The sequence below is a fragment of the Aureimonas sp. AU4 genome, assembly GCF_001463765.1.
GTDB lineage: Bacteria > Pseudomonadota > Alphaproteobacteria > Rhizobiales > Rhizobiaceae > Aureimonas.
On record NZ_BBWK01000027.1, the window covers coordinates 28679 to 43828 of the forward strand.

General features: G+C 68.6%; 16 protein-coding genes. 12 read left to right on the forward strand and 4 right to left on the reverse strand.

The window, feature by feature from the left end; genetic code table 11:
- Nucleotides 1-86: 86 nt before the first annotated feature.
- From AUL35_RS08995 to AUL35_RS09005, 3 genes are all read right to left on the reverse strand, one after another.
- Nucleotides 87-440: a hypothetical protein gene (locus tag AUL35_RS08995; protein WP_062014208.1), complete on the reverse strand. Its 354-nt coding sequence runs from the start codon at nt 438-440 to the stop codon at nt 87-89.
- Between the two features lie 93 nt (nt 441-533).
- On the reverse strand, nt 534-2111 hold the full coding sequence (locus AUL35_RS09000) for an FAD-dependent oxidoreductase (protein WP_062014210.1): 1578 nt from the start codon (nt 2109-2111) through the stop codon (nt 534-536).
- 61 nt (nt 2112-2172) lie between these two features.
- The gene (locus AUL35_RS09005) at nt 2173-2895 is read right to left on the reverse strand and encodes a L,D-transpeptidase (protein ID WP_244493717.1); all 723 of its coding nucleotides are present in this window, start codon (nt 2893-2895) and stop codon (nt 2173-2175) included.
- Nucleotides 2896-3156: 261 nt separating this feature from the next.
- Here AUL35_RS09005 and AUL35_RS09010 point away from each other — a divergent pair, with 261 nt between their 5' ends.
- The 4 genes from AUL35_RS09010 to AUL35_RS09025 all read left to right on the forward strand — a co-directional run bounded on the left by AUL35_RS09010 (nt 3157) and on the right by AUL35_RS09025 (nt 6283).
- Nucleotides 3157-4023, forward strand: coding sequence for a branched-chain amino acid aminotransferase (locus AUL35_RS09010; protein ID WP_156417915.1), 867 nt, complete (start codon nt 3157-3159; stop codon nt 4021-4023).
- 117 nt (nt 4024-4140) lie between these two features.
- Nucleotides 4141-4743 (forward strand): superoxide dismutase, encoded by a 603-nt coding sequence (locus tag AUL35_RS09015; protein WP_062014214.1) that lies wholly within the window; start codon nt 4141-4143, stop codon nt 4741-4743.
- A 153-nt stretch (nt 4744-4896) separates the two neighbouring features.
- Entirely contained in the window at nt 4897-5349 is a 453-nt protein-coding gene (locus AUL35_RS09020; protein ID WP_062014216.1) for a cytochrome c, read from the forward strand.
- Nucleotides 5350-5362: 13 nt separating this feature from the next.
- Entirely contained in the window at nt 5363-6283 is a 921-nt protein-coding gene (locus AUL35_RS09025; RefSeq protein ID WP_062014218.1) for a cytochrome c, read from the forward strand.
- 7 nt (nt 6284-6290) lie between these two features.
- Here AUL35_RS09025 and AUL35_RS09030 read toward each other — a convergent pair whose 3' ends face one another.
- Nucleotides 6291-8405 carry a S9 family peptidase gene (locus tag AUL35_RS09030; RefSeq protein ID WP_062014220.1) on the reverse strand — a complete coding sequence of 705 codons (2115 nt, stop codon included), beginning with the start codon at nt 8403-8405 and terminating at the stop codon, nt 6291-6293.
- A gap of 291 nt (nt 8406-8696) precedes the next feature.
- On the opposite strand from AUL35_RS09030, the gene AUL35_RS09035 reads away from it, so the two are divergent.
- From AUL35_RS09035 to AUL35_RS09070, 8 genes are read left to right on the forward strand one after another with little or no spacing between them, the layout of a single operon-like run.
- Nucleotides 8697-11069 carry a putative monovalent cation/H+ antiporter subunit A gene (locus tag AUL35_RS09035; RefSeq protein ID WP_062014222.1) on the forward strand — a complete coding sequence of 791 codons (2373 nt, stop codon included), beginning with the start codon at nt 8697-8699 and terminating at the stop codon, nt 11067-11069.
- Complete coding sequence (locus AUL35_RS09040) at nt 11066-11485, forward strand: MnhB domain-containing protein (RefSeq protein ID WP_062014224.1); 420 nt, start codon at nt 11066-11068, stop codon at nt 11483-11485. Before AUL35_RS09035 ends, AUL35_RS09040 begins: the two co-directional genes overlap by 4 nt.
- A gap of 3 nt (nt 11486-11488) precedes the next feature.
- A complete protein-coding gene (locus AUL35_RS09045; RefSeq protein ID WP_062014226.1) occupies nt 11489-11866 on the forward strand; it encodes a Na+/H+ antiporter subunit C in 378 nt (125 codons plus the stop codon).
- A gap of 14 nt (nt 11867-11880) precedes the next feature.
- Nucleotides 11881-13569 (forward strand): proton-conducting transporter membrane subunit, encoded by a 1689-nt coding sequence (locus AUL35_RS09050; RefSeq protein WP_062014441.1) that lies wholly within the window; start codon nt 11881-11883, stop codon nt 13567-13569.
- A complete protein-coding gene (locus AUL35_RS09055) occupies nt 13566-14039 on the forward strand; it encodes a Na+/H+ antiporter subunit E (RefSeq protein WP_062014228.1) in 474 nt (157 codons plus the stop codon). Before AUL35_RS09050 ends, AUL35_RS09055 begins: the two co-directional genes overlap by 4 nt.
- Nucleotides 14036-14395: a cation:proton antiporter gene (locus tag AUL35_RS09060; protein WP_062014230.1), complete on the forward strand. Its 360-nt coding sequence runs from the start codon at nt 14036-14038 to the stop codon at nt 14393-14395. The genes AUL35_RS09055 and AUL35_RS09060 overlap by 4 nt, the downstream gene beginning before the upstream one ends.
- Nucleotides 14392-14769, forward strand: coding sequence for a monovalent cation/H(+) antiporter subunit G (gene mnhG / locus AUL35_RS09065; protein WP_062014232.1), 378 nt, complete (start codon nt 14392-14394; stop codon nt 14767-14769). Before AUL35_RS09060 ends, mnhG begins: the two co-directional genes overlap by 4 nt.
- Nucleotides 14766-15137 (forward strand): DUF423 domain-containing protein, encoded by a 372-nt coding sequence (locus tag AUL35_RS09070; protein WP_062014234.1) that lies wholly within the window; start codon nt 14766-14768, stop codon nt 15135-15137. The genes mnhG and AUL35_RS09070 overlap by 4 nt, the downstream gene beginning before the upstream one ends.
- The last annotated feature ends 13 nt before the right edge of the window (nt 15138-15150 follow it).

Sequence of the window (15150 nt, forward strand, 5' to 3'; positions counted from 1 at the left end):
TTCCTCAACGGGCAAATCGCCCGCCCTGCCGCGCGCAGAGGGGAACACCTTTCGCGCTCGGGAAGGCAAGCGGAATCTGCGCGGCTTCAGACGAACTGCGCGAGGCCCGGCACCGAGGAGATGGCTCGGTCCACCGTCTCCTCGCCGACCGCGGCCTTGGCCTCGGCCACCATCTCGACGGCGATCGTGCGCATCTGCCCCATGTCGAGGCCAAGGCCCATCAGCTTGCCGCCGAGCGCCATAATGCCGCCCCCGCCGAAGCTCGGATCGCCCGCCGCCGCGATGCTTTCGTGCGCGCCCGGCGTCTTGCTGATCATCTCGCCCACGGCTTGGTCGTCGCCTTCCTCGCGCATGAAGGCCAGGATGTGGCCGATGGCCTGATTCGCCGTGTCCGGAGAGATGTCGGCTGCGGCGGCGACGCGGTCGGTGAGTTGGCTCATGAGGCTGGCTTCGTCCTTCGAAGGGCGATGATCGGAAACTGCATCCCGAAGATTGGCGCAGCCCCGCCCATGGCAAGGGCCGCGCCCGGGGTTTCACGCAGAGCGTTCGGCTTCCAGGAGCCTTGCCGGGTCCCAGCCCGCGGATGCGAGCCGCTCGCGCGAGGGCGTCGGGTCGTCCAGCATCACCGCATGGAGCGCCGGGGTCCGGTCGCCCTTGCCAAGGCCCAGCGCGGCGAGCACCCTGCCGTCCTTCACGTAGAAGGCGGTGTAGGAGTTGCCCCTCAGGTCACCCTCGACATGCACCTCGTCGAAGCCCTCGGCATGGCCGAGATAACTCAGTCGTCCGTGCTGCGCGGACCAGAAATAGGGAACGGCGTCGAACCGGCAGCCGTCGCCCAGAAAGGCGCGGGCGGCATGGCGCCCCTGCTGCTCGGCGATGCGCCAGTGCTCGATGCGCATCGGCTCGCGTCCCGCCAGCGTAAACTCGGCAATATCGCCCGCCGCAAACACCCGGCCCGCGGCACGCAGCGAACGGTCGACCTTGACGCCCTTGCCGGATGTCTCGACCCCTTCGAGAAGCGCGGCGCGGGACCGGGCACCGGTGGCTGCGATCACGAGATCGGCGGGAACGACCGATCCGTCGCCGAGCCGCACGCCTGTCACCCGTTCGCCCTCGCGCTCCAGCGCGGCGACCTCGACGCCTGTGCGCACCTCGACGCCCTTCTCGCGGTGGGTCGCAAGAAGCTGCTTTGCGACGTCCTTGCCGAACTGCTTGGCGAAGGGAAGCTCGGCGCGCGACAGCACGCAGACCGTCTTGCCGAGCGAGACGAGGCTCGCTGCAGCCTCCATGCCGATGAAGCCCGAGCCGATCACGACGATCCGCTCGGCGCGGTTCACCTCCGCGCGCAGGCTTTTCGCGTCGTCATGGCTGCGCAGCGTCAGGACGTTCGGTGCCTCGGCTCCGTCGAGGTCGAGCGGCGCGGCGTCGCTGCCGGGCGCAGCGAGGCAGCCGTCGAAGTGAAAGCGCTCGCCGCCCTCCAGCACCAGCTCGGAGTTTGCCGCATCAATCCGAGCGACACGGGCGGGCCGCATCTCGATGCCGAGCGCCTCGATCTCGGCGGCCGGCATGAGCGGAAGGCCGTCGTCCTGCTTCTTGCCCTGGAGATAGGTCTTGGACAGGTCGGTCCGGTCGTAGGGCGGCTCGCGTTCGGGCGCGAAGAGGACGATGCGGCCGTCGAAGCCGCCGCTCACCAGTTCCTTGGCGCAGGCAAGGCCCGCGGCTCCCGCGCCGACGATCGCGAAGATCCTGTCGCCGCCCGATCGACGGTCGTCGGGCGTGACCGAGGGGCGATGCGGCTTGGCGCCGTCGGGCAACTCGACGAGGACGCGACCGTTCTGAACTGTGGCCTCGAAGCGCGCGAGGCAGCCCTGGCCCGGCGGCTCGCGATGATCGCCCGTTTCCAGATCGAAGATCGCGTGGTGCCAGGGGCAGATCACGCGGTTGCCGATGCGCTGGCCGTTCTTGAGGGGCGCGCCCTTGTGGGTGCACGTGGCCCCCGTGGCGAGCACGCGCTCGCCGTCCCTCGCCAGGAGGATCTTGAGGTCGCCGACGGCGACCTCGCTCAGTCCGTCGGATGGAAGGTCGGCGAGGGCGCAGAGGTCGTGGCGCATCCGGGAAGGGCTCCGAAAAGGTTGGCCCTTCCCAACACGCGGTGCCGCGACCCGTTCCCGGTCAGACCGTCGCGCCGGCCGGCTGGTTGACGATCACCGTCGCACCGGACTGGGCCCGGTTGTAGAGGTCGATGATGTCGTGGTTCATGAAGCGCACGCAGCCAGACGACACCGCCTTGCCGATGGTCCACCATTCCGGCGTGCCGTGCAGGCGATAGAGCGTGTCCTGCCCGTTCTGGAACAGGTAGAGCGCGCGCGCACCGAGCGGATTCTTGAGGCCCGGGTCCATGCCGACGCCGCGCAGGTTCTCGAGCTCGGGCTGCCGGTCGATCATCTCGTTGGGCGGTGTCCAGCGCGGCCACTCGCGCTTGTACTGGATGTTGGCGCGCCCTTCCCAGGCGAAGCCCTCGCGGCCGATGCCGACGCCGTAGCGCATGGCCGTGCCGTTCGGCTGGATCAGGTAGGCGTAGCGCGTGGGTGTATCGATGATCACCGTGCCGGGCGTCTCGGGACCGGCATACTCGATCTCCCGGCGCAGGTAGCGCCGGTCCATGCGATTGAGGTCGATGGGCGGGATCTGGAAGCCGCCGTCGTAGATCGGCCCGTAGGCCGTCGCGTAGTCGACGTCGAGGCCGGGCGGCAGGCCGTTGCCGGAAAAGGCGGTGAGGTTCGCCATCGGGCGCGAGGCGGTCGCGCAGCCCGAGAGCAGCGCGGTGGCGCCGAGGCCGCCGAGGCCGAGGAGAAGCGAGCGGCGCGAGACGCCGCGGGATGTCGGGTCGTTCATCATGGTCCAGCCAAAGGAAGACGCGAACCGATGGCGGGCGGCATCCTGCCGTGCAGCCTTCTATCCGTCGGTCGCGACAGATCATTGAGCCACCAACACATGGGCACCCCTTTCGTTCCCTCGCAAGGGGTGCGGTGCGACGAAGGCCGTCGCGAGACTCAAGTGACAGCGTCGTTCGGGCCGCTTATAGCCGCAGGCGGGAAGGGGACCGGCGGCTGCCTCGTCGCTTCGGGACCGAGAACCGGGAAGGGCATCACGATCATGGCATCCGAACTCTCGCGCACGCTCACCTTCGTCGACGGAAGCTGGGTCGAGGGCAATCCGGGTCTGGTCGGGCCGCGATCCCACGTCCTGTGGCTGGGTTCCTCGGTCTTCGACGGCGCGCGCTGGTTTGAGGGGCTGGCGCCCGATCTGGATCGGCACGCGGCGCGCGTGAACCGCTCGGCCGAGGCGCTGGGCCTCGCGCCCACGATGGCGCCCGACGAGATCGTCCGCCTGACGCGCGAGGGGCTGCGGCGCTTCGACGGCGAGACGGCGGTCTATATCCGGCCGATGTACTGGGCCGAGGACGGCGGCTACATGGGCGTGCCCGCCGACCCCGCCTCGACGCGCTTCTGCCTGTGCCTCTACGAGGCGCCCATGATCCCCTCGGCCGGCTTCTCGCTCGGCCTCTCGCCGTTCCGCCGGCCGACGCCCGAGACCATGCCGACGCTGGCCAAGGCCGGGTGCCTCTACCCCAACAACGCGCGCGCCATCATGGAGGCGAAGAGCCGGGGCTTCGACAACGCGCTCGTGCGCGACGTGATCGGCAACGTCGCCGAGACCGGCACGTCCAACATCTTCCTGGCGCGAGACGGCGCGGTCTTCACGCCCGTTCCCAACGGTTCCTTCCTGAACGGCATCACGCGCCAGCGCGTCATCCAGCTTCTGCGCGAGGACGGGGTCGAGGTCGTCGAGACGACGCTGACGCCCGAGGACTTCGCGCAAGCCGACGAGATCTTCTCGACCGGCAACCATTCCAAGGTCGTGCCGGTCACGCGCTTCGAGGATCGCTCGATCGAGGCCGGGCGCTTCTTCGAGCGGGCCCGCGAACTCTACTGGCGCTTCGCGCGCGAGAGCGCGGCCTGAACGCTGACATCGGGGCGACGCGGCCTAGCTAAGGCCCGGCCCGAACCTCAAGTTCCCGGCGCCGGGCCCCGGCCCGCGCTGCGGCGACGCAAAGAGAAACCGCAAGGAGACGAACCGATGGCCTTCACGCTTCCCGAGCTGCCCTACGCCTACGACGCGCTTCAGCCCTACATGTCGAAGGAGACGCTGGAGTATCATCACGACAAGCACCACCAGGCCTATGTCGACATGGGCAACAAGCTGGCGGGCGAGGCCGGCATGGCGGACGCCTCGCTGGAGGAGATCGTCAAGCAGAGCTTCGGCAAGAACCAGCCGCTCTTCAACAATGCGGGCCAGCACTACAACCACATCCACTTCTGGAAGTGGATGAAGCCGAACGGCGGCGGCAAGGCGCTGCCGGGCAAGCTGCAGACCGCCTTCGACAGCGACCTCGGCGGCTACGACAAGTTCCGCAACGACTTCATCGAGGCCGGCAAGGGCCAGTTCGGTTCGGGCTGGGCCTGGGTCGCGGTGAAGGACGGCAAGCTCGCCATCATGAAGACGCCGAACGGCGAGAACCCGCTGGTGCACGGCGCGGAGCCGATCCTGGGCGTCGACGTGTGGGAGCACTCCTACTACATCGACTACCGCAACGCCCGGCCGAAGTATCTCGAGGCCTTCGTCGACAGCCTCGTGAACTGGGACTACGTGCTCGAGCGCTACGAGGCCGCGGCGCGCTAAGCCCGGCCGACCCGTTTCCCGACGCGAGGGCCCGCCGGCAAAACCTGCCGGCGGGCCCTCGCGCGTGATGGACACGGGATCGAAAACGCGCTTCCCTCCGTTTGGAACTCGTCCAAACCAGTGCCGGATTCGATAGTCCGGGGAGGATTCGGAATGAAGCGCACCCACAAGGTTCTGGCCGTCGTCGCGGCGGGTCTCCTGACGATCGGTTCCAGCGCGCTCGCGCAGAACCTCGACGTCATCAAGGAGCGCCAGCAGGTCATGAAGATGAACGCGCAGGCTGCCAAGCAGGCCAACTCGATCATCAAGGGCGAGACCCCCTACGACGCGGCGAAGGCGGACGAGCTGTTCCGGATGCTGAACGACGACGCCCGCAAGTTCGCGACGCTCTTCCCCGAGGATTCCAAGACGGGCGGCAAGACCGAGGCCGCGCCGGCGATCTGGGAGAAGCCGGCCGAGTTCAAGGCGGCCAACGACAAGTTCATAGCCGACACGCAGGCCGCCGTGGACGCCAAGCCGCAGGACGTCGCGAGCTTCGAGGCCTCGTTCAAGACCGTCGCCGCCAACTGCCAGAGCTGCCACCAGCAGTTCCGCCAGCGCGACTGACGCCGGACCCGGCATGCGCCGCCTGCCCGTTCTCGCCGGCCTCGTTCTCGTCGTCCTCGCCGGCGGCGCGGCCTGGGCGCTGATCCCGGGGCGCTTGCCCGCCTCGGCGATCGCGGCCGAGGGGGCGGGCGATGCCGCGCGTGGTGAACAGGTCTTCTGGGCGGGGGGCTGTGCCTCGTGCCATGCGAGCCCGGGCGGCGAGGCGACGAAGCTGGGCGGCGGCGAGCCGCTCGTCACGCCCTTCGGCACGTTCCACGCGCCCAACATCTCGCCGGATCGCGAAAGCGGCATCGGCGCGTGGACGCTGGCGGACTTCGCCAACGCCATGCAGCGCGGCGTCGCGCCCGAGGGCGCTCCGCTCTATCCCGCCTTTCCCTACACGTCCTATGCGCGCATGAGCGCCGGGGACGTCGCCGATCTCCACGCCTATCTCCTGACGCTTCCGCCGGTCGGCGGCGCCGCGCCGCCCAACGATCTGCGCTTTCCCTTCAATATCCGGCGTGGCGTCGCCGTCTGGCAGAAGGTGTTCCTCGATTCCGATCCGGTGGTGGCGCTCCCCGCCGACGCGCCGGACGAGGTGAGGCGAGGGCGTTATCTCGTGGAGGGGCCGGGCCATTGCGGAGAGTGCCACACGCCGCGAGGCTTTGGCGGTGCGGGCGCGCCGGACCATGACCGCTGGCTCGCCGGCGGTCCCGCGCCGGACGGCAAGGGCCGTATCCCGAACATCACGCCGGGCGGCCCGATCGGAAAGTGGTCGCAGGACGAGATCGCCGAATATCTCGCGACCGGCTTTACGCCGGACTTCGACAGCGTGGGGGGCTCGATGGCCGAGGTCCAGAAGAACCTCAGCCACCTGCCGCGGGCCGACCTCGAGGCGATCGCGGCCTATCTGAAGGCCGTGCCGCCGATCGCATCTAGCGAGAGCGGAAGCTGACGCGCGTTCATCGACGCGGCTCGGCCCCCTCCAGACCCATGGCCTTCAGCGAGAAGGCGTAGATCATGGCCACCTCGTCGAGCTTGGCGAAGCGTCCCGACGCGCCGCCGTGGCCGGCGCCCATGTTGGTGCGCAGGACGATCGGCGCATCGTCGGTCTTGCGCTCGCGCAGCCGCGCGACCCATTTGGCCGGCTCCCAGTAGGTCACGCGCGGGTCGGTGAGCCCGGCCAGGACCAGGATCGGCGGATAGTCCTGCGCGCGGACGTTGTCGTAGGGGCTGTAGTCCGCGATCGTCCGGTAGTCGGCCGGCGAGGCGATCGGGTTGCCCCATTCCGGCCATTCGGGCGGCGTCAGCGGAAGCGTGTCGTCGAGCATGGTGTTGAGGACGTCGACGAAGGGCACGACCGCGACCATCGCGCCGAACTTCTCGGGCGCCATGTTGGCGACCGCCCCCATCAGCATGCCCCCGGCCGACCCGCCCTGCGCCACGATACGCTCGTAGCTCGTGAAGCCTTCCGCCACGAGATGATCGGCGCAGGCCACGAAGTCGGTGAAGGTGTTGCGCTTGTGCTCGCGCCGGCCCGCCTCGTACCAGCGGAACCCCTTGTCCTTGCCGCCCCGGATATGGGCGATCGCCCACACGAAGCCGCGATCCACCAGCGACAGGCAGTTCGTGTTGAACGAGGCCGGGATCGTGATGCCGTAGGAGCCGTAGCCGTAGAGCATCAGGGGCGCCGAGCCATCGAGCTTCGTGTCGCGGCGGTAGAGAAGCGAGATCGGTATGGTCTCGCCGTCGGCGGCCGGCGCCAGGATGCGGCGCGTGACGTAGGCGTCGGGGTCGTGGCCGCTGGGCACTTCCTGCGTCTTCAGGAGCGTGCGCTCGCGCGTCTCCACGTCGTAGTCGAAGGTCTGGTTCGGCGTCGTCAGCGAGGAGTAGGAGAAGCGGATCGTCGTCGTGTCGAACTCGTAGGTGCCACCCAGCCCCAGCGAATAGGCTTCCTCGTCGAAGCTGATGACGTGCTCGGCGCCGTCGGCGAGGCGCTTCACCACGATGCGCGGCAGGCCCTCGCGCCGCTCGAGCCAGACGAGGTGCCGCCTGAGAACGAGATGGTCGAGGATCAGGCGGCCCTCCTCGTGCGGAACGAGGTCGGTCCACTCGGCGCGCGAGGACGCGTTGACCGGCGCGGTGACGATCTTGAAGTCGCGCGCGCCGTCTGCGTTGGTCAGGATGAAGAGTCCGTCCTCGCCCTCGTCGACGTCGTACTCGACGCCGGTCTCGCGCGGGGCTACGAGGCGCGGCTCGGCGGCGGGGTTGGCCGCCGGGATGAGCCACGCTTCGGACGTCTCGTGGTCGTGGATGTCGATCACGACGTGGCCGCCCGACTGCGTGGTGCCGACGCCCATGAAGAAGCCGGCATCGGGCTCCTCGTAGATCAGCGTGTCGTCGGCCGGGTTGGAGCCGATCGTGTGGTGGAAGATGCGGCTCGGGCGATGGTTGGCGTCGAGGCGCGTGTAGAAGAAGCCGCTCGACCGGCCGTTCCAGGCGACGCCGCCGCCCGTGTCGGGCAAGCGCTCGGCATGGTCCTCTCCCGTTTCCAGGTCGCGGACCGCGAGCGTGTAGAATTCCGAGCCCTTGTCGTCGTAGCTCCAGGCGAGCCAGCGGTGGTCCGGCGAGTGCTCGACGCCGCCGAGCGAGAAGTAGTCGCGTCCCTCGGCCTCGACCTGTCCGTCAAGCACGGTCGACAGCGGGCCGCCGTCGCGCGCGCCGCGCACGAAGCGCGGATATTCCGCGCCGGTCTCGAATGCCACGCCGTAGCGGAACGGGCCGTCGGGGGCGGGAACCGAGGAATCGTCCTCCTTGATGCGCGCGCGCATCTCGGCGATCAGCTTCGTCTTCAGCGGCTCCAGATCGCCCAGCATCGCCTCGGCATAGGCGTTCTCCGCGTCGAGATGCTGCCGGATTTCAGGGTCGAGAAGGCTCGTGTCCTTGAACATCTCCTGCCAGTTGCCGGCCCGCATCCAGCCGTAGTCGTCCGTCCGGCGCTGGCCGTGCTCCTCGCTTTCCGTGGGGCGGATCGCGGCCTTGGGGGGACGAGGCAAAGCGGAGTGGGCGTTGGACATGGGCTCTTCGAACACGATGCGTTGCGGGGGACGCCCGGTCGCCGCTGGATGGCCATCCTGGCGGGATCAGGTGCGCGCGAATTCGCCATGAATCCTGACACCTGCACGAACATGTGCAGGACGGCCCATCGCGAATCGCGCCGCCGATAGCTAGGCAGAGCCGGCGCTCGTCACAAGCGCATGAACCGCCGGGATGGGGATCGAGCCTTGAAATCAGGCCCTTCCACCGCATCTTAACGGTCACGGGGAACATGGCCGGAGGCCTGACGCAAACGGGGAAACCACGCGCGGATGAACACGCTTTCGGACAGCCTGCTCTTCCTCGTCATCGCACTTCCCTTCCTCGGCGCCATTCTAGCTCCCCTCGCCATCATCCTCCTCGATCGCTGGGGAACGCTTGCGATCGCGCTCTTTCCGGCTGCCGCGCTCGCGCTCCTCTTCCAGCAGAGCGCCCAGGTGCAGGACCGGGTGGCGATTCTGTTCGGGTTCGACTGGATCCCGAGCTTCGGCGTCCGTTTCTCGTTCCGCCTCGACGGCCTGTCCTTCGGCTTCGCCTTCCTGATCCTCTTCATCGGGGCGCTGGTCGTCCTTTATTCCGGGGGCTACATGCCCAAGGGCGCGCGGCGCGGGCGCTTCCTCCTGTTCATCATGCTCTTCATGGGCGCGATGCTGGGTCTCGTCATGGCCGACGACCTCGTCACCCTCTTCGTCTTCTGGGAGCTGACCTCGATCGCCTCCTTCCTCCTGATCGGCTTCGATCACGAGCGTGAGGCGGCGCGGCGCGGCGCGATCCAGGCGCTCGTCATCACCGGCGGTGGCGGCCTGGCGCTTCTGGCCGGCCTCGTCCTGATCCGCGAGACGACGGGTCTCTCCTCGATGACGGAGCTCATCGACGCGCCGGATGCCTTGCGCGCGGGAACGTCCTACGTGCCCATCCTGCTGCTGGTGCTGGCCGGTGCCTTCACCAAGTCGGCGCAGATGCCGCTCCATGTCTGGCTGCCCAACGCCATGGAGGCGCCGACGCCGGTCTCGGCCTATCTCCACTCCGCGACCATGGTGAAGGCGGGCATCTACCTCTTGATGCGCACCTTTCCGATGCTCGGTGGGACCGACCTCTGGAGCACGATCCTGCCGGTCTTTGGCGGCATCACGCTGGTGGTCGGCGCGACGCTGGCGCTGCGCCAGAGCGACATCAAGCTGATGCTCGCCTATACGACCGTCGCCTCGCTCGGCCTTCTCGTCATGCTGATCGGGATCGGGACGCCGCTCGCGATCGAGGCCGCGGTCCTCTACCTCTTCGCCCATTCGCTGGCCAAGGCTTGCCTTTTCATGGTGGCCGGCTCGATCGACCACGGGGCTGGCACGCGCGACATCCGCGCGCTGGGCGGCCTTGCCCGCAAGATGCCCGTGACCTTCGTCTGCGCGATCCTGGGCGCCGCGGCCATGGGCGGTCTGCCGCCCCTTTTCGGCTTCCTCGCCAAGGAGGAAGTGTACGCCGCGACCGCCACCGCCGACCCGATCGGCATCGCCACGACGGCCGCCGCGCTGGTCGGCAACGCGCTGATGTTCGCGGTCGCGCTTCAGGTCGCGGTCCGGCCCTTCATCGGGCCGCTGCCCTCCGGCCTTCGCCGGGCCCACGAGACGGACGTGCTCGTCTGGATCGGCCCGCTGATCCTCGGCGTGATCGGCCTCTTGGCCGCGATCTTCTCGGTCACGACGCACCAGTTCATCTCCAACCCCATGTCGCCGCCCGACCCGTCCGGCGCGCTCGCGGTCGACATCGCGCTCGGCTTCCATTGGGGTCCGGCGCTAATCCTCTCGATCCTCACGGTCGTCCTGGGCGCGCTTCTCTTCTGGCGCGCCGCGCAGGCGCGCGCCCTCATCGCCGCTCGGCTGACCCGGATCGGCTGGGGGCCGGATCGCGGCTTCGACCAGTTGATGCGCGGCCTCGTTCAGGTCGCCTACAAGGTGACCATCGCGCTGCAGCCGGGCCTTCTCGACGTCTACATGCGCGTCACGCTCGCCGTGATCGTGGGAACGGTCTGGGTCACCATGATCTGGACGAAGAGCCTGCCGGCATGGCCCGACATGCCGCAGCTCTTCTTCTACGAGTGGGCGGTGATCGGCATCATCGTGATCGGCGTCCTGGTGGTCGTGCTCGCCGCCAGCCGCCTGACCGCCGTCGTCTCGCTCGGCATCCAGGGGCTCGCCGTCGCGCTTCTCTTCATGCTGCTGGGCGCGCCCGATCTGTCCTTCACGCAGTTCATGGTGGAGGTTCTCTCGGTCTCGATCCTGGCTCTCGTCATGACGCGCCTGCGCCTCATGCCGGCTGACAAGCGCCCCTGGCGCGACATGGGGGCCGAGGCCGCGCTCTCGGTCGCGGGCGGGCTCGGGCTCGCGCTCTTCCTGCTCGCCATCGTCCAGCGTCCGTTCGACACCGCGGTCACCGACTTCTACGAGCGCTACAGCTATACGATCGCCCACGGGCGCAACATCGTGAACGTCATCCTCGTCGACTTCCGGGGCGTCGACACGATGGGCGAGATCGCGGTCGTCCTGACCACGGGCGCGGCGATCCTGGCGCTGGTCCGCATCCGGGCGGCCAAGCCCGACGCGCGCCACACGCGAAAGCGCCGACGGCGGGCAGGGGAGCTGCAGCCATGAGAACCGTGATCTTCCGCGTCGCCGCGCCCTACCTCACCGCGCTGATGCTTCTGTTCTCGCTCTTCGTGCTCCTGCGCGGGCACAACGAGCCGGGCGGGGGCTTCATCGGCGGGCTGATCGCCTCCTCGGCGATCGCGGTCTACGGCATGGCCTGCGGCGTCGAGGCCGTGCGCAACGCGCTCCACTTCCACCCGATCGCCTATGCCGGCCTCGGCTTGCTCCTCGCCGTGTTCGCCGGCTTCATGCCGCTCGTCGGCGGCGCGCAGTTCATGACCGGGCTCTGGATCTTCCTGAACATCTCGGGCAGCGAGGTCGCCCTCTCTACGACCCTTCTTTTCGACATCGGGGTCTTCCTCGTGATCGTGGGCGCGATCTCCGCGATCGCCCTGTCGCTCGAAGACTCGCAGGCGGGCTGAGGCATGGAGGTCGCGCTCGTCGCCCTGATCGGCATCATGTTCTCGGTGACGATCTATCTTCTCCTGTCGCGCTACATCATCCGCATGCTGCTCGGCGTCGTGCTTCTCGGCAACAGCGTGAACCTCACGCTCTTCGTGGCGGGCCGGATCGATCCGATCGCGCCGCCGCTCATTCCCGCGCGCCTGACGACCCCGCCCCAGGACGTCGCCAACGCCTTGCCGCAGGCCCTGATCCTGACGGCGATCGTCATCTCCTTCTCGTTCTTCGTCTTCCTGCTCGTGCTGGCCTATCGCGCCTATCAGGACCTGGAGACCGACGACACGCACGAGATGCGCGTGGCCGAGCCCGAGGACGAGGGGCTTCCGCCCCTCGGCTACTGATGGAAAGCGCAAAGATGGACGACACCCAGGCGCTCATCGACGCCGCGATGGTGGCTCGCGACTACTCGTCGGATCAGGCGCTGATCATCCTGCCGGTCCTGATCTGCTTCGTCTTCGGCGCGGTTCTCCTCATGGCACGGCGCCGGATGGACCTTCACCCGCCGATCGCGGTGACGGGTCTCGCGCTCCTTCTCGTCGCGGATCTCGCCCTTCTCGCGCGCATCGCGGGCTGGGGGCCGATGTCCATGGCGATGGGCGGCTGGCGGCCGCCCTTCGGCATCTCGTTCACGGCCGACCTCCTCAGCGCGCTCTTCCTCACGGTCTCGGGCTTCGCGGGGCTGGCCTGCGGCATCTACGCCGTCGCCTCGATCGACGAGGAGGGGCGGCGCTACGGCTTCTTCCCGTTCCTCTTCATGGTGCTGGGCGGCGTGTCCGGCGCCTTCCTGACCGGCGACCTCTTCAACCTCTACGTCTGGTTCGAGGTGATGCTGATCGGCTCCTTCGGGCTCCTGATCCTCGGCTCGGAGCGCGAGCAGCTCGACGGCGCGACGAAGTACGGCTTCCTGAACCTGATCGGCGCGACGCTCTTCCTGCTCTCGATCGGCTATTGCTACGGCGTCTTCGGCACGCTCAACATGGCCGACATCGCACTGAAGTCGGCGAGCCTCGAGGGCAACGGCGTGCTCCTCACCATCGCCTCGCTCTTCCTTGTCGCCTTCTCGATGAAGGCGGCCGCCTTTCCGCTGAACTTCTGGCTGCCCGCCTCCTACCATACGCCCCGCTTCGTCGTGTCGGCCCTGTTCGCGGGCCTCCTGACGAAGGTCGGCATCTATGCGCTTATCCGCGTCGTCCTGATGCTGTTCCCGCCGGAACGCGGGGGCATCGGCTTCGTGCTCGCCTGGATGGCGGCCCTCACCATGCTGGTCGGCTCGCTCGGGGCGCTCGCCCAGAGCGACCTGCGCCGGCTTCTGAACTACGTGGTGATCGCGGGCATCGGCACGATCATGGTCGGGCTCGCCGTTCCGCCCGTCCTGGAAAGCACGTCGAGCGCCATCACGACCGGCGCGGCGGCGGTTCTGCGCGAGCAGTCGGGCCTGCCCTTCAACAGCGGCGTCTCCAGCGACGGGCCGCTCGCGACCGGGCTTTCGGGGGCGATCTTCTACGCGGTCCACTCCATCGTCGTCATGACCGCGCTGTATCTGGCGGCCGGCGTCGCGGCGTTCCGGACCGGCACGTCCTCGCTGCACGAGATGGGCGGCATGTGGCGGCGCCACCCGCTCTTCTCGGTCCTCTTCCTCGTGCTTCTCCTGGGCGTCGCGGGCCTGCCGCCCTTCTCGGGCTTCTGGCCGAAGCTTCTTCTGGTGCGCGCCTCGATCGCCGCCGACCTGCCGTGGCTGGCGACGACGGTGCTCGTTTCCGGCTTCCTTCTCACGATCGCAAGCGCCCGCATCTTCGCGCTCGCCTTCTGGCGTCCGCTGCCCGTGCTGACCGACGCGAGCGAGACCCATCCCCATTCCGAGGACGGCTTCCGCGCGCCGCCTCCAGGGCGCCCGCTCGCCCTCGTTCCGCTCGTCGCGCTCAGCCTCTTCGTGGTGGCGATCGGCGTCTGGCCGGAGGGGCTCGGGCGCCTCAGCTTCGAGGCCGCGCACCAAGTGCTCTCGCCGAGCGCCTATCTCGCTTCGGTCCTGGGAACGCCGCCATGAACCCCTTCGTCGCCAACCTCCTCCTCTCGCTCGTCTGGCTGGTGGTGACCGGCACGTTCAGCTTGGGCAACCTCGTCTTCGGCTTCTTTCTCGGGGCGGGGAGTCTGTTCCTGATCCGCGAACAGATCGGCGCGGTCTCCTACTTCCGGCGCGGGCGCAAGATCGTCTCGCTCGTTCTCTTCCTGATCTACGACCTGGCGATCTCGGCCTGGCGCGTCGCACGAACGGTCCTCAGCCCCAGGCTCGACGTGCGACCCGGCGTCTTCCTGTATCGCCACCGTGTCTCCTCGGAGTTCGAGATCGCGCTTCTGTCGAACCTCGTCGGGCTGACGCCGGGAACCCTGATCCTCGACATTTCCGACGACGAGCGGACGCTCTTCGTCCATGCGCTCGACTGCTCCGACCCGAACGCCCGCCGCCGCGAGATCCGAGACGGATTCGAGCGGCGCATCCTGGAGCTCTTCGCATGAACCTCCTCCAGTTCTCCGAACTCTTCCTCGACGTCTGCCTGTCGATCGCGCTCGCGCTTCTCTGCCTGGCGCTGCTTCTCACCGTCGCGCGCATCTGGAAGGGGCCGACCCTGCCAGACCGCGTCCTCGGCCTCGACGTCCTGACCTCGTCGGCGATCGGCTTCATCGCCGTGATCGGGATCGACACGGGGTTCACGCTCTATGTCGACATCGCCATCGCGCTCGGCCTCGTCGGCTTCCTCGCCACCATCTCGTTCGCGCGCTTCATCCTGACACGCGGCGATACGGAGCGCTCGCCGGTCTACGGCGCGCCCGAGCCAGCCGACCTCCGGGCACGGCGCGAGGAGGACGCATGAGCGGCATCGGCAACATCCTGGCCGGCATCTTCGTCGTCATGGGCGCGGGCTTCGCCCTGATCGCCGCGATTGGCATCCTGCGCCTGCCGGACTTTTACACCCGCATCCATGCCGCCTCGAAGGCGGGGACCGTGGGCTCGGTCCTGGCGCTGCTGGCGCTGGCCATCGTGTCGGACGAATCGGCCGAGGTCCTGCGCGCGATCGCCGCCATCGTGTTCTTCTTCCTGACGGCGCCGATCTCGGCCCATCTTCTCGGCCGCGCCGCCTACACGGCGGGCTACCGCATGTGGGAGGGCTCGGTGCGCAACGAGATGCAGGAGTTGAAGGAGACGGGCCGCGTCGCGTCCGCCCCCAGCACCGAGACGCCGAGTTGAACCGGCCGCTTCTCGACCGCCTCGCCGTCGCGCTTGCGGGCCTGTTCGGCGCGTTGGCGACGGCAGGGGCCGCGCTCGCAGCCCATGGGCGTGTGGAAGGTTCGTTCCTCACCATCGCCTCGGCCGTCGCCTTCGTTCATGCCCCCGCGCTCCTGGCCCTCGGCTTGGCCGGATCGGGGCTGCGCCTGCGCGCCCTGCCAGTCGCGCTGATGACGCTCGGCACGCTTCTCTTCTCGGGCGACCTCGCCTCGCGCGCGCTGCTGGGCGGCCGGGCCTTCGTGAACGCCGCGCCGACCGGCGGCTCGCTCCTGATCCTCGGCTGGCTGTCGCTCGCGGTTCTCGCCTTTCTGCCCGCGCGCCGGCCTTGACGCGGTTGCCCCT